The organism is Rhizobium sp. NPDC092011 (assembly GCF_044756305.1).
Lineage (GTDB): Bacteria > Pseudomonadota > Alphaproteobacteria > Rhizobiales > Rhizobiaceae > Rhizobium.
In genome coordinates this window covers 323666-349752 of record NZ_JBIVSO010000002.1, presented here as the reverse complement: position 1 = coordinate 349752, position 26087 = coordinate 323666, and the positions used below count along the sequence as shown (strand labels likewise).

Genomic DNA, 26087 nt, shown 5'->3' with positions numbered 1-26087 from the left:
GTGATACTATCTCGTTGACTTCCAGACGTATCACTGTATGATGCCAAATATCAGGAGGCCGATATGATCCGTTCGTTCAAAGACAAGCTCACCGCATCGATCGATGACGGATCAATCAAGAAGGGTTTTCCGGCTGATCTGGTACGCCGCGCTCAACAACTGCTTTACGTGCTGAACGCAGCAACCAGCGTTGAAGACCTGCGTTCGCCGCCCGGCAATCGTCTGGAAAAGCTGTCGGGCGACCGTGCAGGCCAGCATTCGATTAGGATCAACAAGCAATGGCGCATCTGCTTCATCTGGACGGAAGCAGGCCCGGAGCAAGTCGAAATCACGGACTACCATTGACCCGAAAGGGCGTGGTAGCCATCATGACAACAGCCAAGGAGGGCAAGCGATCATGACAGTTAGCAAACTCCCCGCGATCCATCCGGGCGAAATCCTGCGGGAACTGTACCTCGAACCGCTCGACATGACGCCCTATGCGCTAGCGAAGCACATCAACGTGCCGCGCACCCGCGTTGAGCGCATCATCGCCGAAAAGACCGGCATCACCACAGACACGGCGATGCGGCTGGCGAAATTCTTCAAGACAGCCCCTGAATTCTGGCTGAACTTGCAGAATGCCTATGACATCAAGATAGCCGCCCAAGTGATGGAAAGCGACCTTGCGCAGATCAAAGAGATTGCCGCCTAGTTCTCATCCGTCCGCCCGAACCGGCGAGGGGTGAGGAAAGCCGAAGGCGTGGCGGGCGTGCCCGGCGCGCTGTTTGGCGCGACCTTGCCGCCGGCATGCGAGGCGCTGGACGACCCGCCGGCTTCCCCCTTCCCGCCGCCCTCGCTCTCGTCTTCCGTCGCCGACTTGCCGTCATAGAGCCGCCCGGAAACGTCCACCTCAAAGCCCGATGTCTTGGTGTATTTGGAGCGCGCCGTCTTGATGATGTAGGGCACGCCGTCCAGTCCAGGGCGAACATCAGCGAAGAGAAGCGGCAAGCCCGCCTCTATGGTCTCGTCACCGATGACAGTCACCGAAACGGCACCCTCGCCCCGCGCCAGCTCTTTCGCCTTGGCGCGAGCTGCCTTGTCAGCCTCGGCAGGCGATGAAAAGGCTTCGGGAATGCGGTAGACGCTGTCGCCGTCCGCATCCGATTCCGCCTCGATTTCGACCCGCTTCGCCTTGTCGGCATCCTGATAGTAGGACACAACCTTGCTGTATTTCGTGCGGTCGTTGATATCGACTTTCAGCGTGCCGGTTTTGATCACCGAAGGCGTGAGGATGATTGAACCAAGCGACGAACCCGAGGCCGAAAGGCCAGAGCCGCGCCGGGCAAACAATAGCCGCCGCTGCTTTATGGCGAACAGGGCATTATGCCGGTCAGCCAGCCGCCGCAGGAAATGGATGTTCGTTTCGTCCTGTTGCCCTATCCACTCATATTCATGCGCGGCGAGATCGCTATCCACGGCAGGCGTCAAGCCGCTCTCGCCTGCGATTTCGGATATGATGTCGCCGAGCTTGCGTCTATCCCATGCCCGTTCCTGTCGCTCTTTCAGCTTGCCGGCGCGCAGGTCCGCCGCCTTGCCTGAAATCGACATCTTATAGGGCAGGCAATCGAGACTGATCTTGTCAGCCGTGAATTGGCCCTTCGACACGAGGTTGTTGCCGTATCCCATTTTGACCGAGATGATGGCACCCTTGCGTGGCAGAGCGAGGAAATTCGGCGGGCCGTCGTTCAGCTCGATATCGACCGTATCAGACTTCAAGCCCTCTTCATCCGTCACGGTGACGGATATCAAGCGCTCATAGAATTGGCCCGCGACGGGAACACCGTCGACGGTGATTTCAACACGAGGATGCATGATCAATCCCAAAGGCTGACAAGCCGACGCTCCGCGCTAACGCTCGGCAGGTCGGGCATGAAGATTTCAGTGCCGAGTGGAAGAACCGGGCCAAGGGCAGCAAGCCCGCGATTGGCCGAAAGCACCGCCTCAACTACGCCCGCCGTTCGTCCGTAGTGATTGAAACAGGCAGTATCGACCGTTTCGCCCTGTCGGGTTGTATATGTCTTAGCCATGCGATCACCGGAAGAGATTGGAGAGGAAAGAGCTTGCGCTGTCGAGCGAGCCGCCGGCACCCGCCGCCGCTTCGGTCGGCAACCGCTTGAGCGAGATCACATAGGCATTCCGGCGAGCGACCCCGCTGGCGTCGTGGAACGACATGTCTTCCTCGACAGACTGCACTGTGAACATGCCACGAATGATGCCCTCGACGGCATCACCGCTGACCAGCATCATTTCCGTGCCGGCCAGTGATGCGGCAATGATGCCGTCAAGCTGCGACTGCCCGCCAAACTCTTCGGGAAACAAGACGCCCTGAATCGTCACCTCGTCGGACGTTGGCCCGGTCCATTGTTGCGGATTGAGGGTTTGGCCCACGGGTATCTCAACCCAAGGCGTATTCACTTTGCGTTTGACACCCTGATAGCCAAGGCCCAACGCCTCGAAGGCGTAGCCTCCGAGCATCATCGATGTTACACCCGTCATGGGGACTCCGTTGCTGCTGAACAAACGGCGGTTGCAGCGCCGCCATTCGATGGGGGAAAAATGAGCGAGAATGAGTTTGGCATCGTGCTGTTGCTAGTCGGTGCGGCGGGCGGCGCGTGGGGCGCGCGCAGCTCGGGAACGCAAGCTTGGCGCGGTGCCGTCGTAATCGCCTTGTCCATGCTGGTTACGCTCGCGATATTCGTCGCGCTCGCGGTCGACAATCAGTACCTAGCCGCAGCCTGCAATCTCGCACTCGTCGCGATAATTGGCGGCGCATTGAAAATGACGCCGCGACAAATCGCTACCGCGACGATGGGCGCGTTAATACTTGCTGTAGTCGGCGGACTGATTGCCGGTCTCACGAACACTAAGCTTACAGGCTAATCGCTGAACTGCGACTCCACCGCATTTTTGACCGCAGCGCCGATCTGATTGACAGTTGCGGTGGCTGCGGCTTGTGGGTCGGCAACGCCGGTAATCGAAGCCTGCACGTTAACCGCCACGTTGACCGGCTGCTGATTGACAATCCGAACATCTTGCGTCCCGCTTGGCCTGACCATCTCGGCAATAGACGACGCGTCGATACGCGTGGTCTTTATTCCGAGATCATCCGCCGTCTTTCCGGGAAGAGTTTCAGTTGTCGAACCGCCAAAGCCGGCGGCACGAGCTGCACGCGCACCATCCATAGCCGATTGCCCGTAGACGCCAGCGGGAGCCGGGGCATTTTCAGACAAGGCGAACGACTTCAGATAAGCGCCTATCGCATGCAAGGCATCTTCCGGGCCGGGCAACCAAGCCTTTCCCTGCTTGTAGAAGGTATCACCGGTATAGCTCTGCCGACCAAACTCTACACCGCCCGCCGCCGCCCCACCAATAGTGAAGAGACGGGCAAAGCCTAACGCCATCGTCGAAAGACGACCAAGCAAAGTCCCGCCGGCGACTTGCGCGGCGGGGTTGGTTGCCACCTTAGTCACGATATCCGTGCCACCGCCCCCGCCGAGGATCGTCGCAAGCGTGCCCACGGTTTTCAGTGCCCCTATTAGGGTACTTGCACCAGACAATAAAAACATAGCGCTGGCGAGCTTGCGAACGGTGCCGGCGAGAAAGGCAATGCCAGTACCCCACAAAACAAGCTTGAGGCCATAGCCGGACATTTCCGCGAAGAACTTGGCAATCGGGTTTTCGCGGATGGCATCCGTCAACTCGCGCACCGACGCGCCCCATTCCTTCGCCTTCATGAAAAACCGGCCAAGATTTTCGCCGGCATTCGGATCAACCTTGCCAAGCATCAGGTCGCTTATGTCGTTGACCAGTTCGCGAATGCCGCCGTCATAGCCGAAGCCCTTGGCAAAGCCCTGCGCGCCGACCTTGATCTGATCGAAGATCGTCGCCCGGCTTCCAAGGGTATCCAAGACATCGCTGATCGCCTGCGCGCCCTCTCTGATCGTCGGCAACATGCGGTCGCCCACATCCCAAAAGATGTTGGATACCTTGTTACCCAATAGCTCAAGCGCGTTGCCCGTGGTGCTGGCACGCTGCTTGTACTCGCTCATTGCCGAACCGGCATACTTCGTTCGGTCGCTGACACTGGCAAGCGCGTCGTCTAGCAGCTTGACGTTGCCGAGCAACGGAATGAACGCCTTGGCCTCATCACCGAAGAAATCCGATACGATAGATATCTGTTGATCCTTCGGAGCCTTGGCGATGGCGGCAAGAACCTTTTTCAGCGCTGCCGGCGCATCCTTCTGCATCTGCTTGGCGATCTGCGGCAAATCAAGCCCAAGCCGTTCAGCGGCTGCGCGCTGGCTCTTCTTTGCCGACGCGCCGCGCGTGAGGGCCTTCGTCACGTTCTGCATGGCGGTCGCGGCAACTTCCGGCTCCGCACCGGCTGCAATCATGGCACTGCCGATGCCGGCAACCTGCTCTTTGGTGAAACCGGCGATCTTGCCGAGCGCACCGACACGCAGCATGAAATCCGTGATTTCCGACGCCTTGCTTGCCATGTTGTTCGACAGGTAGTTCATGACATCGGCAAGGTCGCCAGTCTCGGCAACCGTCAAGCCGAACTGTGTTTTCAGTTTAGCCAGGCTAGTGCCGGCCTTCTCCGCCGTGATGTCAAAGGCGATGCCGACGCGCGAAGCCATTTCCGCGAAGCTCTGCAAATCCTCTGTCGCAATGCCGGACTCGCCGGCAGCAGCAAATAGGGCAGCGATGTTATTGGCTGACATCGGGATTTCGCCGGACATGCGCCGAATGTTCCGGCGCATGTTTTCAAACTGCTCGCTGGACGCGTCGACCACCTTTTTGACATCGGCAAAGGCTGATTCGAATTTGATCGCCTCGCCGGCTGTTGCCCGCAGCCCCTCGCGAACGCCAAGGTAGCCAGCGCCGAGCGCTACCGCCTGCCCGATCATGCTCCGCATTGGGGCGAATGCGGTCATCTGCTGCGAACGAAGGCCGTCGAGCGCTCGCGTGATATGCTTCGCGCGAGCCGTGACATCGTCCAGCAATGAAACGCGCAGGGTGCTTTGCTGTGTGGTCATAGAGATTCCTTCAACGCGTCCCGCAGGCTTCGCGCTGCTTCGAAGTAGGCGAGCAATTTTTCAGGGGGCCACCGCTCGATGATGTCGAGCGGCGTGTGAGCGAACCGGGCAACGAAGACCGCGACTAGCCGCCAGTCGTGTTCTTTCCGTCGTTTCCCAGCAGTCCCTTGGTTTTCGCAAGAATGATGCTGAAATCTTTGGCCTTGATCTTCTTGAAGGCGGGAAGCGGGGTATCCGAGATAGACGCCAGAACGGCGACGTTGCCAGAAAACTCGCCCTTGACGTGATCAGCAGCCATGAAATCTCCGACTTCCGCTTCGCGGAACGTCAATTCTGTAATGGTTACCTCGCCATGCGTTACCGGCGTGAGTAGGGTATGTTTGACAACGTCTGTGACAACTTCGGTCATGATGATTCCTCAAAGAAAATGACCCGCCTACAGCGGGCTTGATGAAGGGTGATTGTGACGGGGAGAGATGCAGCCCTACAGCAGCAGGGCGCTTCGGATGCCGCCATATTGCGAGACGCCACCGATCTTAATGTCAAAGTCGTCCATTTCGATCAGCTCTTGGCCATCGATCTCAAGCTTGTAGTAATTGACCGAGACCTGATAGTCGTTCTCGGCTTGGTCGCCAGCCTTCCAGCCGCCAGAGTCGGCTTTCTTAAGGAAGCCGCGGATTGTCATGACAGCGGAATGCTCCGTTCCATCTTCATCGACCAGCGCGCCGGTAATCATGAAAGGGTTCTCGCTGCCCGGCTTGAGGCCAAACAGCTTGATAACAGCAGGATCGAGGCCGGGCATTTTGAAGCTGAACTCCAGCTTGTCGAAGCCTAGCTTAATCTCGCGCGGCTTAATCATGCCGGCGTTGCGCATTTCCTCGAGCTTTTCCTGCGGGACAGGTGGCGTGATATCGCCGATCTGGCCGAGGAGGCTTGTACGGTCAGCCCACAGCATGCAGTTGCGTAGGAGATAACGAGGTAGATTGGACATGTGGCAATCCTCCAAAAGTGTGGGATCAGGCGGCGAGCGAGAGCGGGCCGGTTTCGATTGCGCCATTCACTTCATCCAGCAGAAGCCGGTAGTAGAGAATGTTGCGGCGCGCGGTGATGTGGATTTGTTCCATGATGCCGACCGGCTCGAATTCCACGTCAAGGAAGAGCTTGCCGGCGGCAAGCGTGGTCGGCTCGTTGATATCGGGCAACCATACGCGACCGCCCAAGATGTCATCATTGTTCTTGAAGACGCGCAGGGCGGCGTTGCCGTCCTCGATCAGCATCTTGAGGTTCGCCTTGGTGAACTTGCGGTCCACATACAGGAAATAGAGGTCTTCAAGGGACTCATTCACCATGTCGGCGGTCGCGCGAACACTATCGAACTGCCAAAGCGGATCATCGGTTGCCAGCCGGCTACCCCAGGTACGGAAGCCGCCGCGCTCGTTGATGATGGTCGCGACCTGCCGTTCGTTCAGATAGTTGCTGTCATCCGGGTAGGAAATCGTCCGGGCAACACCATCGATCGTGCGAAGAACCTTGTTCGATACGGAGCCGGAAACGCCCTCCGATGAAGCAACGACGCGAGCGCGGACGCCGGCAAAGACAGCAGCAACCGGCTTGATGACCGGGACACCATTGACGTTCTTGATCGTCTTGGGATCGATAATGAGAATGCGCCCGCCGTTGACCGTATTGCGGAAACGGACGGCTTCCGCATTGCTGGTGTTCGGGCCGGTGATATAGGCGCGCGCTCTGATCTTCGGCGTGATGACGTTGAGCGCCGACACAAACGGATTGGCAACGTCGCCGACATTGGCAGTCGCCGCCGGCAGCACCTTTTCCGCATCGGTTCCACCGCCCTTGAAGACGATGGTCGGAGCCTGCGACATTTTCTTGCCGGGGTGAACAACCCGGACGCCGGTAACAGTGCCGGCGCTGGCGCCCTCGCCCATGACAACCTCAAGCGTCGGCAGAACCTTGCCGGCATCGCTGCCGCCGCCCGTCACCTCGATAGTGGGCGCTTCCGTGAGCTTCGCGCCTTGCACCGTGAGCGAGACGGAAACAACACCGCCCTCAATCCAAGTCCCGGTTTCGCCAGCGGTGATGATGACGCGCGGCTGATAGCCTGTAATGGCCTTGGCACGAAGCGCGGCATAAAGGCCGGTACGGGCAACGGGATCGCCGATAAGATTGCTTTGCTGTGTGGCCGCGTCCGCGCTGTCGGGCACACGGTTCACGATGCACCAAGAGCCGCCTTCACCGAAAACGGTTGTGACATCTTCGAGCAGCGATCCGGCCACGCCGAGCGCCGCAGCCTGCTTTTCCCCCGTGACGATCTGCGGTTCATTGAGGGGAAAGGCAGCGGCATCCGCATTGGGTGCCGTGCCGTTGACGAAGGTGATGCCGCTACGCTGGACACGCAAGAGCGACGGGGTTTCGGCGCTTTCCGTGAGCGTTACGCCATGCGCATAGGACAGGTCGACCATGAAGGACTCCATTGAAAAATATCGGGATTGGTTTGAGGTTGCGCTGGCTTTGCCGAGATTGGAGCGCGCGCGCGATCAGCCCGCCAGACGCTGGCGAACTGCAATGTGCTGATCAGAGACGAGGTTTATCTAGGCGTAGTGGTCGAGCGCCCACGTCCAGAGCGTATCTAGCTGGACTTGGGTAATGCCTTCGGCTTCCGCCATGGAATTCAGCAATGGGTCATTGCGCCGATATTGCTGCGCTTCCTCAAGGTAGACGAGAGCAATCGTCTTCTGGACGCCTTCGGGCATGGCATCAATCCGCTCTCTGACACCTGCCTTCGTGACGCCGATTTCTACCGCCGCAAGCCAGAAGGCAAGACGCGGAAGTGGAGCGGGCGGGCCTTCAATCGGAGTGTCAGATAGAGCAAGCCTTTCGGCCTGCTCTTCCGGCGTTTCATCCCGCAACGTGCCGTTAATGAGAATCTTAGCCACGGACACCCTCCAAAATAATGCGCCCTGAAAACGCCTGCGACCCCACAATACGCATGGCGTTGCGGCCAATTGTGCCTTGTTGACCGCCGTACATTGTTGAAGTGTTCAGTGATGTCCCGGAATTTTGAAAGCCGTGCAAACCACTGTACCTTGACCATTGGCCTTTGTTGAACTCAGAAATATGACCGCCGACAATGAGGCCACCTTGGTTCGCACCAACGGCTATATTGTTTGAAATGCTCAACAAAATACTGGCTGCATTGCCGGAGCCGGCACCCGGCGTCGATAGACCACTCCCATACAAAGTTTGGTAGTAATAATCGGTGCCGCCAGTAAGCCACGAGCTGCCGTTATTGGTGCTATAGTGCATACTGAACAAGCTGGCAGCGGCATCCGGGTAAGCGTCAAAGTGGAAACGCAAATCCCGAAACGCCGCTAGGCCTGTTCTCACCCAGCTCGTTACACCCACGAGGTCGGAAACTTCGATCGTCTCCCACACTGTCACATTTGCATCGTAGTTTGGCACCCTGAGCAGTCGGGTGGTATTGGGAGCGATTGCGGAAACATCGAGCTTCATCAGCCTTGATGGGTCTGCCGACGGCGCGAAACTGGCCTCCTTTATCGGACCGGTCATCGTACCGCCGCTCAAGTCGAGCTTGTTGGCCACAACCGAATTGTCGGCTTTCTGACCCAATGCCGTCAAAGTAGCATTCGACACGGGCTTTTCCGCATCGGACGTATTGTTGATGCGGTCTAGCCCGAGGGTGCCCCTCGCAGTCCAATCGTTAGCGGTCTGCAACAGACTGCGCCCAAAGGCAGACGAATCCATCAGGTCAGAAGAAGACAAGGTGACAGCACCTTGCCGACCCGCGACCGATTGAACGACATCGGTCGGCGTTCGCAGCTCCTCCCAGTTTGACAGCGTTGTGCCCGGTTCCGCCCGAAGGATATAGGACCGGTTCAAGTCTGTGCGAATGGCAATATCACCCTTCTGCACCGTGAGCGCCAGCATTGCCGCCTGATTGCCCACGACGAAGGTATCAACGACAGCGATGGCCGGGAGCTGCGAGGCCGGAATTTTCCCGCCGCCATCGAGTGATGCATACCCGTTTGCAGCACCCTTGTTGCCGATATTCTCGGCAGTGTAGCCAAGGTTAGGCTGCTTTGCGGCAAGCATCGCGTCAACGGTGGAACGGGTATAGGCATCGAGAATGCCGTACCCCGCCAGTGAATCCGGCCTGCCTGTCAGATCGCCGAAATCAACCAAAGTCCAGGTCATGGACCCGGCAGCATTGCCAGCGGTCAACACCTTCTTGGCGCTGCCCGCCCCCGTCGCCGGAACGTGCAAGTTTCCGTCGCCGGTCGGGTGGACATAGTTGTTGGCGTTCGCGGCAACACCGCCCAACTTCGACTTGTCCGCCGCCGACATGAAGCCGCTAGTCGTCGCTGTCGCGTCGGGATGGGCGGCAACACCGCCCGCCCCGACGTGTCCGGCAGGCGCAAACGCTGTCGAGGGTTGCAAGGCGGCAGAGCCGAGCTGTAACAAGACACGCGCCGCATTGGCATCTTCCGCAGCCGCCAGCGAACGGCCATAGCCGGCAGACACCGCCTGATATGCCGTCGTCCATGCGGTTGCGAAATCCGACAGGTCGGCAACGGCAAGCGAGAGAACCCGCTTTGCCGCCGTCGCATCGGCGGCTTTCATCAGCGCTTGACCCGCCGCGCCACTGTCGGCGATGTCGTCGGCATCGAGCGTGATAACGCCAGTCTTGCCGGCAACCGATGATACGGCGTTGAAAGTCGGCACGCGCTCCCACTTGGCGGGACCACGGCGCAACTGATCGCCCGCCGATACGGGACCGACGCTATCCGCCGCAACCGTTCCGGCAACCGAAACAACCCAGAAGTCGCCTTGGTTTCCCGAACCCGAGGCAATGGGCGGCTTGTTTGTGGCGGCATCGTAAACGCCTAGGAAGCTACCATCCACCGGCAGGAATGCCCCGCCGATCTTGCCATCAGGACCAAGCGGAGCATAACCGTCCGGCTTGCCTTTCTTGGCGGCATCTTCCGCCGTGTAATCAAGCTTGTTCTGCTTGTTCGCAAGACGCTGGTCAGTCTCCGTCTTCGAATAGGCATCACCGATGCCATAGCCCGAAAGGGAATTAGGACGGCTGTCGATATCGGCCCAATTGTGCCGATGGCGGTCAAAGACCTGTTGCTGCACGTACCGAGCATCGGAATATTGAAGATCGAGCGACAGGGTGAGGTCGCCCGCCAATGCCCCGCCACCCTTCAAGCCGGTTCCGGTCGTGACGGAACGAGTGTTTGACACGCTCAGCGTCAGGATTTCCCGAAGCGCATCTTCGACCGTGGTCGACACCAGCCCGCCGCCGGCCTCGCGATAAACGCGATCCGCCTGATAATCGATATGTGAGGTGGCGGAGACAATCCAGTTAGCACGGATCGCCTCGCCCGCCCCAAAGGTCCGCTCGACATCGACGGCAAGCGTGCCCGTTTCGCGATTGTAGGACATCAGCCGGCCAAGCATGACGGCATAGGGCGCATCCCGCGTGACCAGCGCGAGATAGGCCGCAGGCGAATAACGCCGCCTGTTTGCCGAGCTGATACCGATAGTCAACGGCCCGGTTTTCACTTCGATTGCCGATTTGGACTCGGCAATAAAGACCGCGCCAAGCTGCAAGTCTTCCTGCAACTGCGCAATAAGCGGAGAAACGGCCTCATCAATGCGACGCAAGCCGTTTTCCTGCAACTCGCGAACAGCCGAACGCCAATCCTTTTCGATCAGCTCTTGCCCGTGCAAGCGCAAGTCGACGTCTTGGAGACGTCTATTCCAAAAATCAGGATCGCCGAGATCATCGCCGACCTTGATTTCATATTGATCCAGTCGGCGCATGACCGGTTACTCCTGCGCTGGCGTGACTTCCTCAGAGGAAAGAATGTCGGCTTTGATCTGTTCGGCGAGCGCGCCGGTGATGGTCCCGCCTTGGCTTGGGCGGATGGTCAGGCCCGCGACCTTGACGACCGTTGCGACCTGGACGCGATAATGCGCGTCCGGCTGAAAGGCCGAACTCGTTTTCTTGACTGCCATGTTTTCGTCTCCGGGGAGTTAGAGCGCTACGTCAACGCGCTCTTCGACGTGGAAGGGAACGAGGGCGTTATTCGTTGTGCCTTCGATCTGGATTTTGTAGGCGTTGATCGCCGGGCTTGCCGCGAAACTGTAGGTTCGGCGGAAACGGCCCGGATCAATCGGTTCATCGACAAAGCCGCTGCTCGCGATCAGGGTGTTATCGTCCTTGCGAAGCTTGACGGCGATGGTGTGCCGGTCAGCCTCGAACTTGGCGATGATGAGCTGCACCGTGATCGTCGTCGCCGAGGTCGCTAGCGTGCGGCGCGTCGAAATATGCTTCAACGTCGTCCGCTGTCGCCAGATGCGAATGCGGCTGCTCGGAATTTCCAAGGCAGGCGCAACGGCATTCGTACCGGTCATCACCACGCGATGGCGCAGCAACGGCGGCAGTCCGACAAGCAGATTGGGCGTCAACACGTTCAGCGGCTTCCATGCGCCGTTGATCATCACTTGATGCTCAATCGCGCAGGATTTGGGCTTGATGGTGCCGGCAAGGATATCGATGGAAGCAATGCCGCCCGAAAGCGTCAAAGCCTGCAATTCGATTTCCACGCGGGACGCCTTGAAGACCAGATATTCCATCTGGAAATAAAGGTCGCGCGTGAGATCGCCCTGAAAATATGCACCGTCCGTCGAGTAAAACAGGGTGCCTTGCGCATATTTGTTGCTGTCGACAACGGCGACCTTGTGATTGCCGAGCGTCGTGATGATCAGTGCATATCGCTGCCCGGCCTCCAAGAAGACGGGCGGAATGTCGATATAGGTGTCATTCGGTGCCACCTTGATATTGGCGTAAGGGATCGTGACATGCGTCACCAGATGCGCCGGATCGGGCGCACCGCTGGCCGTGGCGTAGGCAATGGAAACATGCACGTCGCCGTCCGCACCCTTTTCGGTGAAGCGAAGCTTGAGGCCGGATAGCCAACCATCCTGCGAATTGAGGATAGTTTGAGCGATCTGCGCGCCGGAAACGGTTCTGTCCGTGGTCTGCGCAACCCAATAGTTATCCTCCCACGTGTCTTCCCAAAACTGCTGGACGCGCAGTAGGGTATGCGCGTTGAGTGGGTCCCACCATGACTGACCATAGACGTTGTCGAGAATTTGTGTCCCGGTAACGAGGAAAGTCTCGCCGTTCTTTGTGAATGTATTGGTGGCGCTGTCGTATTTGCCATCTGCCCACCACTGCGAATTGTTGCAGACGTTATAGGCAGGCCCATACCGCATACGCGAGCGGGCAACCGACAGCTGTTTCATCTCGTGAGTCTGGAACCCGTACTGCGCGATGGATATGGCAGAATCGACGGCGCCCGATGACGACGCCAGACGGATTTCCCGACCGGAGATCGCCGGCAACAACAAGCCGCTGCCTGTCACGAAGGCGTTGAGATCGAGGGGGTTATAGAGCGAAATCTGAGTTTCGCTCCGGGCTTCATGCGAGAAGCGAATCCCCTCTTCGACAAGGCAGAGCAGGTCAATGTTATCCTTGTCGGTCTCATTGATCGTCAGATAGCGATCCGACGCCCAATCGGAAGCGTCGTCTGGAATTTCCAGCCGCTCTTTCAGGCGGGCAATATCGCGCATCACATTGATCAGCTCGCCGGACCCGGCCATGCCCGCCATGCCCTTTTTGAGCGCGGTGATGTCGCTGGCAATCGTATTGATGCGCGGCTCGATGATCTCGCGCCAAGTTTCGAGCGAACGGATGCGCTTGTCATTCCGCGTGACCGATGGAAGCGCATTGGCGGATTCCATGGAAATTGCCTCGATACCGGTCGTGTTCAACGTCACCCAGGCGATGACGATAAGCGACTGATCGATAACCGGGCGCGGCAAGGTCGAACTTTCCTGTCCCGGAACAAGGTCGATCAAGGCGGCGCGTCGGCGCTCAACAACGATCATACGCGGTTCGGTCGTATCGCTTTCCAGATCAACGAGGAAATCGCGTGTCTCGGTCCGGCTGTCTTCCTCCTGCCCAACGGCAATGACAGCGACAAGCCGCTTCGTTGCGGATGGCAGGATATTGACGATATTTCGGGTGGATGCCTGCTCCATCTCGAACACCGCACCATCGGGCCGATAGATGCGGCCTGCGGCGACCTGCAGTTCGGTCGCGCTGTTCTTTGCAACGGCAAAGCCGGCATAGCCCGGCGCATCTGCCGTGACGGCATCCTTCACGACGGTATCGAACGTGGCACGGGCGGATGACTCGATGGCGTTGAGGTCGCTGGCGCGCGCCTCCATGCGATCCTGAAACGGTACTGTCTTCAGCATGTGTTAGCTCCTGAGTAGACGGCCAGCGATGAATGGCGTGCCGGCTACGATGAGCTGACCTGCCTGCGGGCTGCGGAATGTTTTGGTGTTGATGAGGATCGTATCCCGCGCCGATTTCGCGGCGCGAAGTGCTCGCAATGTTTCGCGGTATTTCTCGCCATTGGACGCGGCGAAGAAGCTGCCGAAGAACCCACCGACCAAAAGCGCCCGGCGCGGTCGCTTCGACGGGATATGCACGACCAGTTCGGCGGTGAAGGGTGCAACGCCAAAACGGCTTACCCCCAAATAGGAGGCACCGCGACGGCGCGGCACCATATCGGGGTCCCAAATGACGATGCGTTCAAAGACGCGCGTTTCAGACCGCATGTTTGACCAGTATCGACGGTGAAGCGGCCGCCCGAAGATTGCCGATCTTCCCGCCTTTGCCGGCAAATACTCCGCTTCGGGCTGGACGGTCGCCGGGCGCATCCCATAGCGAATAACCGAGGGCGCGCCGTCCGCACGCCGATAGGCGGCGACGGAACGGTTATGATCGAGCGTCACCCAAAACCGCAGGGCTTTGCCGAGATAGGTAACGGAGCGCCGACGCGGACGCCGTAGCAATGCCCGTTCGTAAAGGGCGTAGCCGAGGCCTGGAATGATATCCGTCACCTCTTCGACATTGATTGGCTGCTCTAAGCCGCCCTCGACAAAGGTAATGCGCGGACGCATTCGCTCTACGGCCTTGCTATCGGCGACAAAGGACGCGCCAAGCGCCGAGTAGGATCGCGCTGACAGAAACAGCCGCTTTCCTGCACTCGAACGGACGGCGCGCGTGTAGATGCGAATTTGCGGCATCCGATCAGCGAGAGCCGCCCGCTGCTCTTCCGACATACCACCGGACAGAAAGAACGTACCGGGTGGCCGGATCGCGCGGATAATCTCGCTTCCGACGATATCGGCATAGGCTTCAAGCCCGGCAAGCGTGCCCTTGATCCGGTGATGATAGATCGCATCGGCGATGACGCGGCGTTGATGGTGGACCGGCCACTTCGGATTCCAGACATCAACGGCATAGGCATGGGCAAGAGCCGGCAGGAAATGAACCGGCGTCTTCAACGGATCGAGGTAGACTTGCCAGTCAATCCCGATTGCGTCGGTGCGCTCCCCAACCGCCGCCAGCGCCATTTCCAGAGGCGAAGAGTTTGGCGGCAACAAATGCGTATTGGCCGGGATCATGCTTCCACCCCGAATGTCAGATCGATGCCGGTCAGATAAGGCGCAACGCTCGCGCGGGCCGGTACGTCTGAAAACGTGACGCCCTCAATGCGAATGACGTTCGGGACATATGCCGCCGATAACAGAGCATCGCGCGGAATTTCCGCCCCGATATGATACCGGGCAATGCCGAATTCCTTGACCCGCTTGACAGCCGCCGCAACGACCTGCGCCGGGTCGGGACCACGCGGCACGATGAGCTTTCCGGTCAGCGAATACCGGTCGATGGTCGCCGCCGAAACGGTAACGTCGTCCGTAAGCGGCCTGATATGCTTTGCATCAAGCGCCTTGGCGACGGCGAACACCGCATCCAAGGGCGCAACCGCACCATCGGCACCAAGCAGATAAACGAGAACCTTGCCCGCCCCACCGTTGACGACGCGAATGTCATGCGCCTGCGGCCAAGCCTTCAACGCCGCAGCCAGGTATCCATCCTCCGACCCTGCGGCGGGTGCGGAGAACGTCGCGAGATAGCGGCGCAACAATGCGCCATCGTCTTCGCGGAAAGTCACTTTGCCATGTTCGTCAACCAGAATGATGCGCTCAACACCCGCCTTCGAAACGGCGTGATCGAGATCGGCATTCTTTGCGAAGGCGGGCAGCGTCGAGCGCAGACCGTCATTGACGCGGGCACGCATCAACATTTCACGGAAGGCGTGAGCTTCCTGATCGATCTTGAGCGGGTCGGTTTCAAGTCCACCCGTATCGTACTCATAGCCGGCCTGTTCAGCCCGCTTTTCGAGGTCGGACATGCGGGCCGCTAAGATCGTCTCGAAATCGAGCTTGTCTATCGCGTCCGGTTCCGGCAGGCGAGAAAGATCGATGATTGTTAACATGGTCAGCCCTCGCCATAGATGACGCGGACGCTTGCGCTCTCCGATATGGAGTAATCGCCGCGATGGCCGCGTGGGTAATAGGTTCCGAAGATTTCCAGTGTGATTGCGCCGTCCGCATCGGCTCGCGTGACCCGGCCCGCCGTCATGCGATAGCGCGGCTCCCATTCGAGAATTGCAGTCGCCGAGGCGGCATAGACCGCAAGGATGGAACGCCGGGTCATCTTGGCGTCAATCAGCTCTGGCACGTCGCTCCCGAAGTTTCGACGCATCAGACGCGACCGCTTCGGCGTGGTCAGTATCTTGCAAATCGACTGCTCGACATGCTCCCAATTAGTGAGCGGCTTTCCGCTTCCGGCACTCATGCCCGCTGAATCCGGCATCCTCCGCACCTTCTTTCTGAATCGATTGGCGATACGCCGTCGCCAGCGCCCGGCAGTCTTGCTAACCCCTTGGCAGACGGCTAAGCTCGCCCGGTCGGGTGCCTCGCCTAACCTGCTGCCGGGTTGAAGGGTGATTTTCGGTTTTTGAAGACGACCGTGTTCAACAAGGTCGATGCGTAATCGGCGGACTTCGACCATGCACGACGGATCGTCTCATGTTCTCAAACCCCACCTTCATTTTTACTTTTGCGAATGTTGCTGCGGTCAAAAAGGCTCTGCGAAGTGAGTTTCCCGAAGTTGGCTCATCACACGCCGATGAAGCCCTAGCGGCCTCGTTTGGGTTCAAGACATACGCAGCCATGCTCCAAGTCTTGCGCCAAGTGGATGAAAGCGCCCGCGTGGCCATTGGAGTTGATCATTACCGGCTGGCGCTTCGGCTGCTTGAACTAGGATACGCGAACGTTTCACCGGCAAGCCTGTGGATCCTCATGCTTGCGGTCAAAGTCCCCTCGCCCCAATACGACGAAGTAACGGCGGATACGGTTAGGGCGATGCGCCGGCCTAACGCAGCGAACTCCGCATAGTGGACGAGGGCCGGCTAATCCTTGGCGAATACGCTGGACGAACCTTCGACAATGGGCCACAGCCCCTTTGACGAGCCGGCCCCGACATCGACCCTGTCACCAACACGAGCGACCTTATTGCCGCCCGCGCCGCCGAGCTGCACATTCGGCGATTCAATGATAACGGTCGCTCCCTTGACCTTGACGAGACTGGACGAGGCTTCAAGGACGGTATCCCCGATCTTGATATGCAGCGGCATATCCTTGTTTTCGCGGGCGTTGGCATCGCTATAGGTGGAGAAATCTATCTGCGCGTCTGCTATGTCGCCGCTTTCCGAGACAACATCGACCTGCTCGCCAGCCTGATAGAGCACATCCACCTTGACGCCACCCGCCGCCAGCGTCCGCGCCTTTATCCAAGGTGTAAGGTATGGTTTGCCGTTCTGATCGGACAGCTTCACGCGGTACTTGCTCTTGTCGTCGCTGACTTCGGCGACCGTGCCCTTGCGACGGCGGTTGCGGTTGCGCCGCTCAAGCTCGGCAATCCGGTGGAGCATGTCGGCGATCTGGTCAATCAAATCGCTCATGGCAACACCTCGCAAGCCGGCGTCATCAACATGGCATCGGCTTCACCGTACGCCATGCCATAGCGGCGCATGGCCGCTCGCAAGTCGTCCGCATCGCCGGAAATCTGCGCGCGCATCAGGGCGATATTCTTCGCCATGTCCGGCGACCTAGGAATAAGATCGGCCTCACACTTGGCGAAGAACCGCGCCAACGGTGACGCTTCCACAAGACCCACACCGCGTACAGGATCGGCGACCACTTCCATGGTGAGTTTCAGGCGATGGGCCGCGAGGCGCGTACCATTCGCATCCATCCCCACCCTGTCCCGTTCAAAACCGCTCAAACTAAGGGTAAGGGACCGAAACAGCTCCGCCCATTCATTCTGCGGGTCATTGAGCGCGTCGCCAATCTGGCGGATGGTCATATCAAGCTGAAACTCAAAATTGGCGTCTGTCGCCGGCAAGCCGCCATAGATCACGCTTTCATCCGTTTCCGGGTCGGTCATGACGTGCGGCGAGGCAATGCCGGCTTCAAAGACGATATCGACGCTCCCGTTTTTGTTGAGCGCGCGAATCTCTAAGCCATCCTTCACCTTAGCCGCGCCGACATAGACCGAGATGAACGGCTTTTCCTTTTGCGTCCTAAGTTTGCCATCCTCGCCAACGTCGAGCGATCCGATTTCACTATCAAGCACATTATCGCCGACCATTGTTTGCCCGATCAGAGCTTGCACGGCGGCGATACGGATGGCGATACAGGCAAGCGACATGGCACACTCACTTTTCGTTGAGGACGGCGACAATCAAGTTGCTGTAGCGGTCGGATATAAAGCTGACTTCCCAAACAGGTTCGCCCTGTCGATCGATAGCGCGCACGGCATCGCCGGCTTGAAGGCGTGGGCCGACGTAGGAGCCGCGATCTAAGAAAAGCTCCGCCTGCCCCGCCGCCAATCGGCTACGGAAGACACCGGCTTGACCGACGCCGATAGGCTTGGAATCGTCGCCGCCCTCGCAAAGCGCTTCGCAGCGAACGATAGTTTGCGGGCGATCCGGGTCAGCCTTCCCACCTTTCATGAAGGAAAGCCGAACCCGCTCGCCAAAAGCGCCGCCAATCTTCCGATCAACGGCAGCTTCCAGTTTTCGCCAATCGACCATGTTACTGATGCAGGACCACGAAACCGAAGTCGGATGGATTGGCCGCGACATCGGCGGAGTAGCCGATTTTCGTCTTGCCGCCGGTCGCATCGCTGGTCGCAGCGCCAGCGTCCCAATAGAGCGGGATGCCTTCCGTTGCCCAAGCCTGCGCTGCGACCTTTGGCAGCTGATAGACGCCTTCGCGGTCGATATTGACGCGCTCGCCCGACTTGGCGGAATGCGCGGCGACACCGAAGAGCTTGCCGACCATCACCCCGTCGCCGGACTTGACATCGGCAGGCGCGGTTACTTCAAGCGTATCGCCTTCCTGAATGTAGTTTTTCATTGTGAGCATTCCTTATGAACAATGAGAACGTGAGGCGGACCCGGAGGCCCGCCCTTGTTGATCCGAGCCAGTTAGGCGAGCTTGCCGGGATTGTGGTAGCCGAACCGGAAGTCGGTTGCGCCACAGCCGAAATCGTGTTCAACCGACATGCTGAACCCCTGCCGACCGAAAGGCTCATCCATGCGGACGCGAGGCGCTTCGTATCCGTCCAGATAGCCCCATCGATAATTCGAGCCGGTCGAAGGGTCTGCGAACAAGTCCCACGACGGCCCATCAATTTGAGACGTTTCGACAAGCTCGAACTTGCCAGAGAAAATGTTCACGCTCGAAACCGTTGCGGGCGTGATCGAGGCCAGGAACTTTTCCGCGTTCGTAAGCTGGTCGGGACCAACGAGCATGATGCGGGCCGGGTTTGCGAGCATCGGTTTGTCATCGATACTCTTCTGTTTGCTCATCGACTTGCGGCCCTCGCCGACGCTGTCGACAGTGATGGCCGAAGCCGCGCCAAGATTGGAGTGGTCTGCGTGGAAAACAGTCTTTCCATCAGCAAGCTTGCCGTTATAGGCGCCGGCATAGAAGGTGACTTCTTCGAACAACGCAACCGACGCGCCGTAGCTGGTTAGCAGATCGGAAATCGCGCCGAGATCGTCATTGATCAGCATTGGACGGCTGATGTTGAGGGCGATGGCATAACTGAACGCCTGCACCGATTCCTTGCCTTCGCCGAAGGTGCCGTATTTGATTTCGCCGTTTTCCAGAACCTGTTTCAGCATCGGGAAATCACCGACGCGGACAATCGTATCCGGGCGGAAGTCACGGAAATTCTTCTTGCGGGCAAATCTGCGGAACGTCGGTTGCGCGAGCGCATAGCGCTGCTCAAGCGTACGGTTCACAGCGCCTTCGAAGATCGCCGGGAAATCCGACGTGGCATGTGACGCACGTGTGAAAATGTCGTCGATGTCGCGAGCGTTCAGCATACGGCGACCGCGGAAGTTGACGCTGTCAGCAGCAACGTCAATCAGGCCCTGCCCGGTATATTGGCGGGCTGCAGCCGATGGGCCATCCTTCGGCATTGGCGCTCCGAGTCCGTAGGCAAGTGCTTCGACACGTGCGGAACGGAGCGTTTCGGTTTCGTCCTGCCCAATGTGGGCGCGCACGTGACTGTCCGTTCTTACCGCCTCGTACTTGTCGAACAGCTTTTCGAACAACGCCGAGCGAAACGCATCGACTGACGTTCCGGCACGAATATGCTCCCGACCGAAGTCGGCGAGGCCGGCGCGGGCGGCGAGATCATCAATCGTTGCGGAGCGGGTCCGCTCAGCAAGAGTGAATTGCTGTTCGGCGTCAGAGTTATTGTTACTCGGCGGAACAATCGGCGCGTTGCGGCTGGCATTTTCGAGCGTGGTAATCTCGCTGCGAACCTGCTCGATTTCAACGAGGATGCCGGCATGGTCCTGTTCGATTGCACGCGCAGCTTCGGGCGACAGGCCATCCACCAGCTCGCCGCGCTTCTTTTCGGCACGGGTGGAAAGGTCGGTTAACTTGCTCCGAAGGGCGAATAGCGCCGGCGAAGCTTGCAGCATGTGGTTGAAGCCGCCACCCGACAGAAAGCTGTCGTCCCCGATCAGCGTAGCAGCGTGAGAAGGGTCGGCGGAGATGATAGCAAAGGCGAGGCCGAAGCAAAGAAAAGCGGCGACGGTCGCGAAAACATATGCAGCCTTTTTCATGGCGTGCGGTTCCTTATGAAGAGTACCGGGCAAAACAAGCGCCGTCGCCCTGCGTCCCGGCGGAGCGCAGGCGGCGAACTGTGAAACTGTGAATTCGGATTAGGCCAGGCGAAGCGCGGCTTCGGCCATCCGCATGCGGGCGGCGCGGATCAGATGGTTATCCGGCTCGCCGACGATCAGGGGAAACGTTGCCTCGCTCGCGCGCACCTGCGCGCCGGGATCAGCGGGCACCGTCACGAAAGAAACCTCGTTCGGCGTCCAGCGCTCCACGAAAATCTTTTCAACGTCGCCCTTTTTCTGCGCTTCCTCGATACGGATTTTATCGATGGAATAGCCAACCGAGACATTCTTGATGATTTTGTCAGACACCAACCCGAACATGCGGTCGGCAGCGGCATCAATTCCCGCCTTCGGAAAGCGTATGGTGCACATGCCCTCGCTACCTTCGACCCATGCCCGGTCGACAACTGCCACCTGCGAAAAGGTGGACCAACGGGAATGACTGTCGAGAACGGGAGCGCCGGCATTCATACGTGAGAGATCAATCGCCCGTTGGCTGACGACAAGGATTTCGTCAAACGGTACGGCACTATCCCATCCAGTGTAACGGAGCCGGCGAACAGCCGCCCCCGTCGTAAAGGCCAGCGTTACCGTCCGCGCTTCCACGTCGATAGAGCTGTTGAGGGCCTCGCCGCGAAACTGCATCGGCAGGCTGGCGGGTGCCTTTCGCACTTCAAGCTTCGTCATCGGTTTGGCTCTCTTCCGACTTATCGGGCGGATCATCTTCCCAGCCCTGTTGCAATTGGCCCGCCTGCGATACCCGGCGGGCGTCCGTATCGAAGACAAGACCAAGCTTGTCTGTCTTTTCTTGGAATGCGGCGATTTCGGCAATCACCTCGTCGGGATCTTCGCCAGACTCGGCAATGACGGAAGGGTGCGACCGGAAGCCGGCACGAACCTCTTTGATTTTCGCGTTCACGTCCTTCAGCGGATCGGCTGAATAGAAGCGCGGCGGCGACCATTTGACCGGAACCTTCGGCGACTTAATCAAGCCGGCGAGATAAGCCGCCTCGCAAAACCAATCCCAAATCGGCTGCAACAGCATCGGAATGATGAACTTCCATTGCAGTTCCGAGATGATCTTTTTGAAGGCTTCAATCCCGATCTTGCCGGACGAATAATTCACCTTGTCCAGCCTGCCGGTCAGGATGAAGTAGGGCATCCGCCAGCCCGCCGCGATAGTGTGCAGCATCGAGACCTTGTAAGGGTCATAGCCGCCGACAGAGGCAGGTTGCGAAAAGTCGAGCCGTCGCCCGCCTACGGCATTGTAGAACGTGCCCGGCTCAAACTTTTCGACACGCTCACCACGGGCATTGTAGACGCCCGGTTGAAGAGACTTCCCCGTCTTGTCGTCTACCGGCGTCCCGAGCATGTCTTGCTCTTCGCCGCCGCTCATTACGCCGACGAGGCATGACTCAAGCCGCTTTCGAACCAGTTCCGATTCCTCGTACTTGGCAAGATCGTGGGTATCGTCCATCGCCGGGACACCCCAAGGCGTCCCGCGAACCTGCGTTCGCTGCTTTTCGAAGACATGGGCGATTTCGGACGCCGGAACCGGCTTCGATGTGACCGACGACATCGGATCAAAGAAGCTGTTGCCGGGATGCGATCCGAACATCCAATAGGCGCGTTTGCGGCCAATGGCATCGAACTCGATACCCTGAATCACCTTGCCGCTACCGGAAAGAATGCCTTCTTTCGTGCTGTCAATCAGGTCTGTTTCAAGAACCTGCAATTGCAGCGGAACCGGCAAGCCATCCTCAGGCTTACGGCGACGACGGCGCACCAAGCCATCGCCGCTCTCGAACATGCCCCGAACGGCCAAGGATTGGAGGCCATAGAAATCAAGATCGCCATCGGCATCGCAAACCTTGCTCCACTCGTCAAAAAGCTCATTGACCCTTTTGTCTTTGGAGCGCGGTACGATGCCGTCGCCAATCGCATGAGAAACAAGCTGCGCAACGGCATTGGCCGCATACGGATTGTTTCGAACGAGATCGCGCATACGGTCGCGAAGCGTGCGGCCAGCACGGGAAATCTCCGCATCCGCCGATGTCGAGCGTGCCCGCCTGCCGGATTTCAGGCGGCTTGTTTCGGCTGCGGCGTAACCTCGCGTCATGATATCCATGGCGGCACGGTGCTTGATACGCCGAAGGCCAGCTTCCGGCGCAAAATAGCCGATGGTCCGGTCAATCAGATTGGCGACACTCATCAGTCGAGCGCCGCGCGAATGATGGGAGCGCGGGTCGAGCGGCCGGCCTTCAACGCCGCGAGCACCTCCCGCATCTCTTTCAAGGAATGATACTCCACCTCGCGGCGGGTGCCGCCGGAGTGAAACACAACCTTCCTTGCGCCCATGGCAATGGCGTCCTCAAGGGCGGTAATTTGATCGTCTGTTGTAGCCATCGCTATAACCACTCCGATTGTGCAATTTTCTGTTGTTGGGAAGCTGCCGGCGCTTCGGGCGGCGTGGACAATTCGCCTTCGCGGTGCGCCCAGTTGGGATTGACCATTTGCCGAGCTGCAAAGGCATAGACCGTACAGTCAAGCGCCTCGTGGCGGCGACCCGGAACCGGGACGAATTGTCGAGTGCTTTGACCGCGTACATAGCGAACAATCATTTGCTCGCCCGTGACCTGCTCATACCAAACGTCCGGCAGGTCTTTCGAAAAGCGCATGGACTTCGGTCGAGTGAGGCGACCGAATATGTTGCTCTTTATGCTTTCCACACCGACAATGAAAAGCCGTCCGCCTTTCACCGTCGTTTTAGAACGCTCGATCCAAGGTCGATTGCCCGCCGCACCTTTGATCGCCAGAACGCGACGATTGAACCGAGGGAAGGCAAAGCGATAGACCGTTTCCATGGTCTCGCCGTCCGAGCTGTCAACGCAAACGGCATCAACCTTAATCTTGCCGCCTAACGGGTGGTCCCATCGGGTGGATATGGCAACGTCCAGTTCCGCCCACGTCGAATGATCGTCATAGCGTCCCCATATGACCGAATGGCCAAGAATATAGGGAATGCCTGCCTTGTCCCATCCGACAAAGGTTGCCTCGAGTCGGTCATCCTGCACGTCAACGCCCACGGTGATAATCAGGACTTCCGCCGGGATAGCCTCAAGTCCGAAGTCTTCGGCACGCCCGGCAAGCTCGATATCGTCCAGTTCGTCGCTTTCCTCTTCCCACCCTTGGGCAAGGATCGTGTTGACGAACGTTTGTAGCGTCGTTGGATCATTCTTGACGGACACAAACTCCCGCGCCAATCGCCCCCAGGACGCATTGGGCAGAAGTGAAATCAAGGCATTCATCCGAAACCCGGCATGATCCTTGATTTCTGGTCGCAGTGCCCGCCAACGCCCGGCGGCGACCATCGCCGGCTTATGCCGCTCATCAATGGTGCAACCGCACTCCGGGCAGACGTAATAGGCATTTTCCGGCTCGCCTTCCGGCCATTGGATGTCGCCCCATGTCAGTTCGTGGAAGTGCCCGCATTCCGGGCAAGGCAGCTCATAAATCCGCTTGTCCGATTGCTCATAGGCACGCAAGACATGGCTTGTGGCCTTGTAGACTGGCGTTGACCCCATGACGATCTTGCGGTCTGCGAACGAAAGTGTTCGGCGTTCGGCAAGCAGGATTGGCGAGCCTTCCTTGGTCGCATCCATGCCGTCCGCCTCATCAATGAAGAGAATGCGGACGTTGTGACGACGAAGGTTTCGCGGTGCCTTGGCGGCAATCACCTTGAGGAAGCCGCCGGGAAAGCGGCGAGCCAGCAGCGTGTTACGCCCGCCCTCATCCGCATCGCCGGTCAACAAGCCCCGAAGCGAGGGTGACGCGTCAAAGATCGGCTCAACGTCCGAAACCATATAGTCGCGGCAGTCGGCTTCTGTCGGCAGGAGCGACAGAATTGGCGACGGATCGTTCGCGCAGAAGCTGGCAAGCGCGCTGGTCAACAATGTTGTGAAGCCGACACGAACCGGCTTTACCAAAGTGACACGCTCGATTGCCGCGCTGCCGATTGCGTCGGCAATTTCGATCTGCGGCGGCCAGAGCTGCACCATGCCCGTGAGGGATGACACACCTTCCGGCAGATAGACGTTCTTCTCAATCCAGTCCGATAGCCGCAGCTTCGGAGGCGGTAGCAGACTGTCCCACAGCGCCCGCCGCAATGTCGCCAGAGCTGTTGTCATCGTCTTCGTCACCAACCCCGGTAAGCGCCGACCGTATTTCGCGGTCGATCAGGTCAACGTCGTAAGTGGTGAGGTGCGGAAGCTTCTGACGACAACGCGAAGGAACCGACAACATGCCGTTGCGGATGCGGCGACCTATCGAAGTCCACTCGTTGCGGACATCGACAATCGCGATCATCTCACGACGAAGGGCCGCGTTTTTCAAAGCGGTCTGGTCGGCCTGCTCTCTTGCCAGTCGGGCGCGCTCGGCAGTCAAGGCGTCGGAGCCATCGCCCGACCGTCCCGCCGCCATCATCCTCAGATGCTCGCAATAGCGCTGGACCGATCCGGCGACGTTGAAGCGATTCCGTTCTGTCTTCACCACGATTCCACGCTCGACAAAATCGGAGATTGCCCGCTTGGACACCCCCAACAAGTCGGCGAGTTGCGAGGCGGTCATTTCGCCGTTGCTCGCGTCTTCCGTCTCCGCTGCGGCAGCTTCCGCCGGCTCAAACAGCGTATTCTCGGTTGCCGCCGCCTGCTTTTTGCGTGCCTTGGCCGCGAAACTCGCGCTAACGCTGAATTTCTCGGCGGCATCGCGAACAGAATGGCCCTCGTCCATGTAGGCGATGACCTGCAACCGCAACTCTTCTGGATAGCTCTTTGCCATCTGATTCCGATTCCACCGAAAGAGCGGTGGAATCCCCCTATAATTTTTCTCACAGAGCGAAATCCCGCAGTCGCGCGCACCCGCTAATCGTCGTCTTTCGGGGGAAGGACCCGCCCGGAGGGGGGGGTCGGGGGTCGGCGGCGATGAGGGGTCGAAGGCCCGGCCCGTCAGGGCACGAGCTTGGTAAGGGCGGCGTCGACCCGCTCTTTGAGCAATGGTGCAGCGACCCGATGGAAGGCGGCAGAGGTCGCGCCCTTGGTCATCTCTTGCGGGATGATCACGCCAGAGCGGGCAAAGGTAATCTTCGTGCCTGCTCTGTTCAGACGGTAGAAGACATGCCCGTTGAAGTGAGGAACGTTCACGCGATCAGGGAACAAGCCGCCACGCATGAACGTGCCGGGATAGAGCGTCGGCTTGCCGAATGGCCTCGCCACGACGCCCGATGGGGTTTCCTTGGGGTGAAGGTACTTTAGGCGAATGTTGCCGCCCCGCGTAACCATCTCGTAGTACAGCCTACCCGGTCGCGCCGACGATGGATTGCCAATGGCCTTGACGATGGTCGCTCGCGGCAGACCGGTTTGCTTCGTCAGCTCGCGAATGACAACCGTCTTGGCGCGGGCACCAACCTGATTAACGATACGCGGTAGCACTTTCGGGAAGCGCTCTTTCAGCTCGCCAATCCGCTTGCCGTATTCCGACAGGTTGCGGTCAACCCACTGCATGGATATCGCGGTCATTGGCAAGCCCTACCTATGGAGAACAGAAAAGGCGACCCGCTTGGACCGCCTTCGATACGATGATGATTTTGGCAATGCAGTAGCACCGGCCTTGAATCGCTGCTCTCGTTTGAGAGGGTCAAGGCAGGGTCTACCCGGCTAAACAGCGTGGAAGCTTTTCGCTCCGCTCGCCTTCCCCGAAGGTGGCGCGC

General features: G+C 58.9%; 29 protein-coding genes. 4 read left to right on the top strand and 25 right to left on the bottom strand.

The genetic code is table 11. The annotated features are described in order from the left end of the window. The first annotated feature begins 63 nt into the window (after positions 1-63). Together ACIQJ2_RS10150 and ACIQJ2_RS10145 are read left to right on the top strand one after the other, a co-directional pair. A complete protein-coding gene (locus ACIQJ2_RS10150) occupies positions 64-345 on the top strand; it encodes a type II toxin-antitoxin system RelE/ParE family toxin (protein ID WP_199089253.1) in 282 nt (93 codons plus the stop codon). A 52-nt stretch (positions 346-397) separates the two neighbouring features. Beyond that, positions 398-694 carry a HigA family addiction module antitoxin gene (locus ACIQJ2_RS10145; RefSeq protein ID WP_400670177.1) on the top strand — a complete coding sequence of 99 codons (297 nt, stop codon included), beginning with the start codon at positions 398-400 and terminating at the stop codon, positions 692-694. Here the strand turns inward: ACIQJ2_RS10145 and ACIQJ2_RS10140 are convergent. From ACIQJ2_RS10140 to ACIQJ2_RS10130, 3 genes are read right to left on the bottom strand one after another with little or no spacing between them, the layout of a single operon-like run. Next, positions 691-1854 carry a phage late control D family protein gene (locus ACIQJ2_RS10140; protein WP_400670174.1) on the bottom strand — a complete coding sequence of 388 codons (1164 nt, stop codon included), beginning with the start codon at positions 1852-1854 and terminating at the stop codon, positions 691-693. The genes ACIQJ2_RS10145 and ACIQJ2_RS10140 overlap by 4 nt on opposite strands. A gap of 2 nt (positions 1855-1856) precedes the next feature. Next, on the bottom strand, positions 1857-2069 hold the full coding sequence (locus ACIQJ2_RS10135) for a tail protein X (protein WP_400670171.1): 213 nt from the start codon (positions 2067-2069) through the stop codon (positions 1857-1859). Between the two features lie 4 nt (positions 2070-2073). Continuing rightward, positions 2074-2538, bottom strand: a complete 465-nt coding sequence (locus ACIQJ2_RS10130; RefSeq protein ID WP_400670168.1) for a phage tail protein — start codon at positions 2536-2538, stop codon at positions 2074-2076. A 60-nt stretch (positions 2539-2598) separates the two neighbouring features. Between ACIQJ2_RS10130 and ACIQJ2_RS10125 the strand changes: the two genes are divergently transcribed. Beyond that, positions 2599-2922, top strand: coding sequence for a hypothetical protein (locus tag ACIQJ2_RS10125; RefSeq protein WP_400670165.1), 324 nt, complete (start codon positions 2599-2601; stop codon positions 2920-2922). Here the strand turns inward: ACIQJ2_RS10125 and ACIQJ2_RS10120 are convergent. The 11 genes from ACIQJ2_RS10120 to ACIQJ2_RS10070 all read right to left on the bottom strand — a co-directional run bounded on the left by ACIQJ2_RS10120 (position 2919) and on the right by ACIQJ2_RS10070 (position 15927). Next, on the bottom strand, positions 2919-5081 hold the full coding sequence (locus ACIQJ2_RS10120; RefSeq protein WP_400670163.1) for a phage tail tape measure protein: 2163 nt from the start codon (positions 5079-5081) through the stop codon (positions 2919-2921). The genes ACIQJ2_RS10125 and ACIQJ2_RS10120 overlap by 4 nt on opposite strands. A 124-nt stretch (positions 5082-5205) precedes the next feature. Further along, the gene (locus tag ACIQJ2_RS10115; RefSeq protein WP_199089269.1) at positions 5206-5490 is read right to left on the bottom strand and encodes a phage tail assembly protein; all 285 of its coding nucleotides are present in this window, start codon (positions 5488-5490) and stop codon (positions 5206-5208) included. A 75-nt stretch (positions 5491-5565) separates the two neighbouring features. Then, positions 5566-6072: a phage major tail tube protein gene (locus ACIQJ2_RS10110; RefSeq protein ID WP_400670160.1), complete on the bottom strand. Its 507-nt coding sequence runs from the start codon at positions 6070-6072 to the stop codon at positions 5566-5568. A gap of 25 nt (positions 6073-6097) precedes the next feature. Further along, positions 6098-7561, bottom strand: a complete 1464-nt coding sequence (locus ACIQJ2_RS10105; protein WP_400670158.1) for a phage tail protein — start codon at positions 7559-7561, stop codon at positions 6098-6100. Between the two features lie 129 nt (positions 7562-7690). Continuing rightward, complete coding sequence (locus ACIQJ2_RS10100; protein ID WP_400670156.1) at positions 7691-8035, bottom strand: hypothetical protein; 345 nt, start codon at positions 8033-8035, stop codon at positions 7691-7693. Beyond that, positions 8028-10949 carry a hypothetical protein gene (locus tag ACIQJ2_RS10095; RefSeq protein WP_400670154.1) on the bottom strand — a complete coding sequence of 974 codons (2922 nt, stop codon included), beginning with the start codon at positions 10947-10949 and terminating at the stop codon, positions 8028-8030. The genes ACIQJ2_RS10100 and ACIQJ2_RS10095 overlap by 8 nt, the downstream gene beginning before the upstream one ends. Before the next feature lie 6 nt (positions 10950-10955). Beyond that, positions 10956-11144, bottom strand: coding sequence for a hypothetical protein (locus tag ACIQJ2_RS10090; protein WP_199095311.1), 189 nt, complete (start codon positions 11142-11144; stop codon positions 10956-10958). Between the two features lie 18 nt (positions 11145-11162). After that, positions 11163-13454: a hypothetical protein gene (locus ACIQJ2_RS10085; protein WP_400670150.1), complete on the bottom strand. Its 2292-nt coding sequence runs from the start codon at positions 13452-13454 to the stop codon at positions 11163-11165. 3 nt (positions 13455-13457) lie between these two features. Beyond that, complete coding sequence (locus ACIQJ2_RS10080) at positions 13458-14672, bottom strand: phage tail protein I (RefSeq protein ID WP_400670148.1); 1215 nt, start codon at positions 14670-14672, stop codon at positions 13458-13460. Beyond that, a complete protein-coding gene (locus ACIQJ2_RS10075) occupies positions 14669-15547 on the bottom strand; it encodes a baseplate J/gp47 family protein (protein WP_400670146.1) in 879 nt (292 codons plus the stop codon). Before ACIQJ2_RS10075 ends, ACIQJ2_RS10080 begins: the two co-directional genes overlap by 4 nt. Positions 15548-15549: 2 nt before the next feature. Beyond that, positions 15550-15927, bottom strand: coding sequence for a GPW/gp25 family protein (locus ACIQJ2_RS10070; protein WP_400670145.1), 378 nt, complete (start codon positions 15925-15927; stop codon positions 15550-15552). A 215-nt stretch (positions 15928-16142) separates the two neighbouring features. Between ACIQJ2_RS10070 and ACIQJ2_RS10065 the strand changes: the two genes are divergently transcribed. Further along, positions 16143-16511, top strand: a complete 369-nt coding sequence (locus tag ACIQJ2_RS10065) for a hypothetical protein (RefSeq protein ID WP_199095316.1) — start codon at positions 16143-16145, stop codon at positions 16509-16511. A gap of 14 nt (positions 16512-16525) precedes the next feature. On the opposite strand, the gene ACIQJ2_RS10060 is transcribed toward ACIQJ2_RS10065, so the two are convergent. The 11 genes from ACIQJ2_RS10060 to ACIQJ2_RS10010 all read right to left on the bottom strand — a co-directional run bounded on the left by ACIQJ2_RS10060 (position 16526) and on the right by ACIQJ2_RS10010 (position 25896). Further along, positions 16526-17077, bottom strand: a complete 552-nt coding sequence (locus ACIQJ2_RS10060) for a phage baseplate assembly protein V (protein ID WP_199095317.1) — start codon at positions 17075-17077, stop codon at positions 16526-16528. Continuing rightward, entirely contained in the window at positions 17074-17766 is a 693-nt protein-coding gene (locus tag ACIQJ2_RS10055) for a hypothetical protein (RefSeq protein ID WP_400670141.1), read from the bottom strand. Before ACIQJ2_RS10055 ends, ACIQJ2_RS10060 begins: the two co-directional genes overlap by 4 nt. Positions 17767-17833: 67 nt before the next feature. Next, complete coding sequence (locus ACIQJ2_RS10050) at positions 17834-18211, bottom strand: hypothetical protein (RefSeq protein WP_400670139.1); 378 nt, start codon at positions 18209-18211, stop codon at positions 17834-17836. Between the two features lies 1 nt (position 18212). Continuing rightward, positions 18213-18536 (bottom strand): DUF2190 family protein, encoded by a 324-nt coding sequence (locus ACIQJ2_RS10045; protein ID WP_400670137.1) that lies wholly within the window; start codon positions 18534-18536, stop codon positions 18213-18215. A 71-nt stretch (positions 18537-18607) separates the two neighbouring features. After that, complete coding sequence (locus tag ACIQJ2_RS10040) at positions 18608-20263, bottom strand: hypothetical protein (protein WP_400670134.1); 1656 nt, start codon at positions 20261-20263, stop codon at positions 18608-18610. 99 nt (positions 20264-20362) lie between these two features. Further along, complete coding sequence (locus ACIQJ2_RS10035) at positions 20363-21010, bottom strand: hypothetical protein (RefSeq protein ID WP_400670131.1); 648 nt, start codon at positions 21008-21010, stop codon at positions 20363-20365. After that, positions 20997-22535, bottom strand: coding sequence for a phage portal protein (locus ACIQJ2_RS10030; RefSeq protein WP_400670129.1), 1539 nt, complete (start codon positions 22533-22535; stop codon positions 20997-20999). Before ACIQJ2_RS10030 ends, ACIQJ2_RS10035 begins: the two co-directional genes overlap by 14 nt. Further along, positions 22535-22729: a phage head-tail joining protein gene (locus ACIQJ2_RS10025; protein ID WP_400670126.1), complete on the bottom strand. Its 195-nt coding sequence runs from the start codon at positions 22727-22729 to the stop codon at positions 22535-22537. Before ACIQJ2_RS10025 ends, ACIQJ2_RS10030 begins: the two co-directional genes overlap by 1 nt. 2 nt (positions 22730-22731) lie before the next feature. Then, positions 22732-24510: a phage terminase large subunit family protein gene (locus ACIQJ2_RS10020; protein WP_400670125.1), complete on the bottom strand. Its 1779-nt coding sequence runs from the start codon at positions 24508-24510 to the stop codon at positions 22732-22734. Continuing rightward, a complete protein-coding gene (locus ACIQJ2_RS10015) occupies positions 24425-25159 on the bottom strand; it encodes a MerR family transcriptional regulator (RefSeq protein WP_400670123.1) in 735 nt (244 codons plus the stop codon). Before ACIQJ2_RS10015 ends, ACIQJ2_RS10020 begins: the two co-directional genes overlap by 86 nt. Before the next feature lie 167 nt (positions 25160-25326). Continuing rightward, the gene (locus tag ACIQJ2_RS10010; RefSeq protein WP_400670121.1) at positions 25327-25896 is read right to left on the bottom strand and encodes a hypothetical protein; all 570 of its coding nucleotides are present in this window, start codon (positions 25894-25896) and stop codon (positions 25327-25329) included. Between the last annotated feature and the right edge of the window lie 191 nt (positions 25897-26087).

Excerpts from the sequence above, each read along its gene's own strand:
- ACIQJ2_RS10065 (WP_199095316.1), top strand. The coding sequence starts at position 16,143 with ATGTTCTCAAACCCCACCTTCATTTTTACTTTTGCGAATGTTGCTGCG.
- ACIQJ2_RS10125 (WP_400670165.1), top strand. The coding sequence starts at position 2,599 with ATGAGCGAGAATGAGTTTGGCATCGTGCTGTTGCTAGTCGGTGCGGCG.
- ACIQJ2_RS10120 (WP_400670163.1), bottom strand. The coding sequence starts at position 5,081 with ATGACCACACAGCAAAGCACCCTGCGCGTTTCATTGCTGGACGATGTC.
- ACIQJ2_RS10070 (WP_400670145.1), bottom strand. The coding sequence starts at position 15,927 with ATGCCGGATTCAGCGGGCATGAGTGCCGGAAGCGGAAAGCCGCTCACT.
- ACIQJ2_RS10055 (WP_400670141.1), bottom strand. The coding sequence starts at position 17,766 with ATGGTCGGCGATAATGTGCTTGATAGTGAAATCGGATCGCTCGACGTT.
- ACIQJ2_RS10110 (WP_400670160.1), bottom strand. The coding sequence starts at position 6,072 with ATGTCCAATCTACCTCGTTATCTCCTACGCAACTGCATGCTGTGGGCT.
- ACIQJ2_RS10035 (WP_400670131.1), bottom strand. The coding sequence starts at position 21,010 with ATGACGAAGCTTGAAGTGCGAAAGGCACCCGCCAGCCTGCCGATGCAG.
- ACIQJ2_RS10040 (WP_400670134.1), bottom strand. The coding sequence starts at position 20,263 with ATGAAAAAGGCTGCATATGTTTTCGCGACCGTCGCCGCTTTTCTTTGC.
- ACIQJ2_RS10010 (WP_400670121.1), bottom strand. The coding sequence starts at position 25,896 with ATGACCGCGATATCCATGCAGTGGGTTGACCGCAACCTGTCGGAATAC.
- ACIQJ2_RS10150 (WP_199089253.1), top strand. The coding sequence starts at position 64 with ATGATCCGTTCGTTCAAAGACAAGCTCACCGCATCGATCGATGACGGA.
- ACIQJ2_RS10140 (WP_400670174.1), bottom strand. The coding sequence starts at position 1,854 with ATGCATCCTCGTGTTGAAATCACCGTCGACGGTGTTCCCGTCGCGGGC.
- ACIQJ2_RS10145 (WP_400670177.1), top strand. The coding sequence starts at position 398 with ATGACAGTTAGCAAACTCCCCGCGATCCATCCGGGCGAAATCCTGCGG.
- ACIQJ2_RS10080 (WP_400670148.1), bottom strand. The coding sequence starts at position 14,672 with ATGATCCCGGCCAATACGCATTTGTTGCCGCCAAACTCTTCGCCTCTG.
- ACIQJ2_RS10090 (WP_199095311.1), bottom strand. The coding sequence starts at position 11,144 with ATGGCAGTCAAGAAAACGAGTTCGGCCTTTCAGCCGGACGCGCATTAT.
- ACIQJ2_RS10050 (WP_400670139.1), bottom strand. The coding sequence starts at position 18,211 with ATGGTCGATTGGCGAAAACTGGAAGCTGCCGTTGATCGGAAGATTGGC.
- ACIQJ2_RS10015 (WP_400670123.1), bottom strand. The coding sequence starts at position 25,159 with ATGGCAAAGAGCTATCCAGAAGAGTTGCGGTTGCAGGTCATCGCCTAC.
- ACIQJ2_RS10130 (WP_400670168.1), bottom strand. The coding sequence starts at position 2,538 with ATGACGGGTGTAACATCGATGATGCTCGGAGGCTACGCCTTCGAGGCG.
- ACIQJ2_RS10115 (WP_199089269.1), bottom strand. The coding sequence starts at position 5,490 with ATGACCGAAGTTGTCACAGACGTTGTCAAACATACCCTACTCACGCCG.
- ACIQJ2_RS10045 (WP_400670137.1), bottom strand. The coding sequence starts at position 18,536 with ATGAAAAACTACATTCAGGAAGGCGATACGCTTGAAGTAACCGCGCCT.
- ACIQJ2_RS10085 (WP_400670150.1), bottom strand. The coding sequence starts at position 13,454 with ATGCTGAAGACAGTACCGTTTCAGGATCGCATGGAGGCGCGCGCCAGC.
- ACIQJ2_RS10135 (WP_400670171.1), bottom strand. The coding sequence starts at position 2,069 with ATGGCTAAGACATATACAACCCGACAGGGCGAAACGGTCGATACTGCC.
- ACIQJ2_RS10105 (WP_400670158.1), bottom strand. The coding sequence starts at position 7,561 with ATGGTCGACCTGTCCTATGCGCATGGCGTAACGCTCACGGAAAGCGCC.
- ACIQJ2_RS10060 (WP_199095317.1), bottom strand. The coding sequence starts at position 17,077 with ATGAGCGATTTGATTGACCAGATCGCCGACATGCTCCACCGGATTGCC.
- ACIQJ2_RS10030 (WP_400670129.1), bottom strand. The coding sequence starts at position 22,535 with ATGAGTGTCGCCAATCTGATTGACCGGACCATCGGCTATTTTGCGCCG.
- ACIQJ2_RS10020 (WP_400670125.1), bottom strand. The coding sequence starts at position 24,510 with ATGACAACAGCTCTGGCGACATTGCGGCGGGCGCTGTGGGACAGTCTG.
- ACIQJ2_RS10075 (WP_400670146.1), bottom strand. The coding sequence starts at position 15,547 with ATGTTAACAATCATCGATCTTTCTCGCCTGCCGGAACCGGACGCGATA.
- ACIQJ2_RS10095 (WP_400670154.1), bottom strand. The coding sequence starts at position 10,949 with ATGCGCCGACTGGATCAATATGAAATCAAGGTCGGCGATGATCTCGGC.
- ACIQJ2_RS10025 (WP_400670126.1), bottom strand. The coding sequence starts at position 22,729 with ATGGCTACAACAGACGATCAAATTACCGCCCTTGAGGACGCCATTGCC.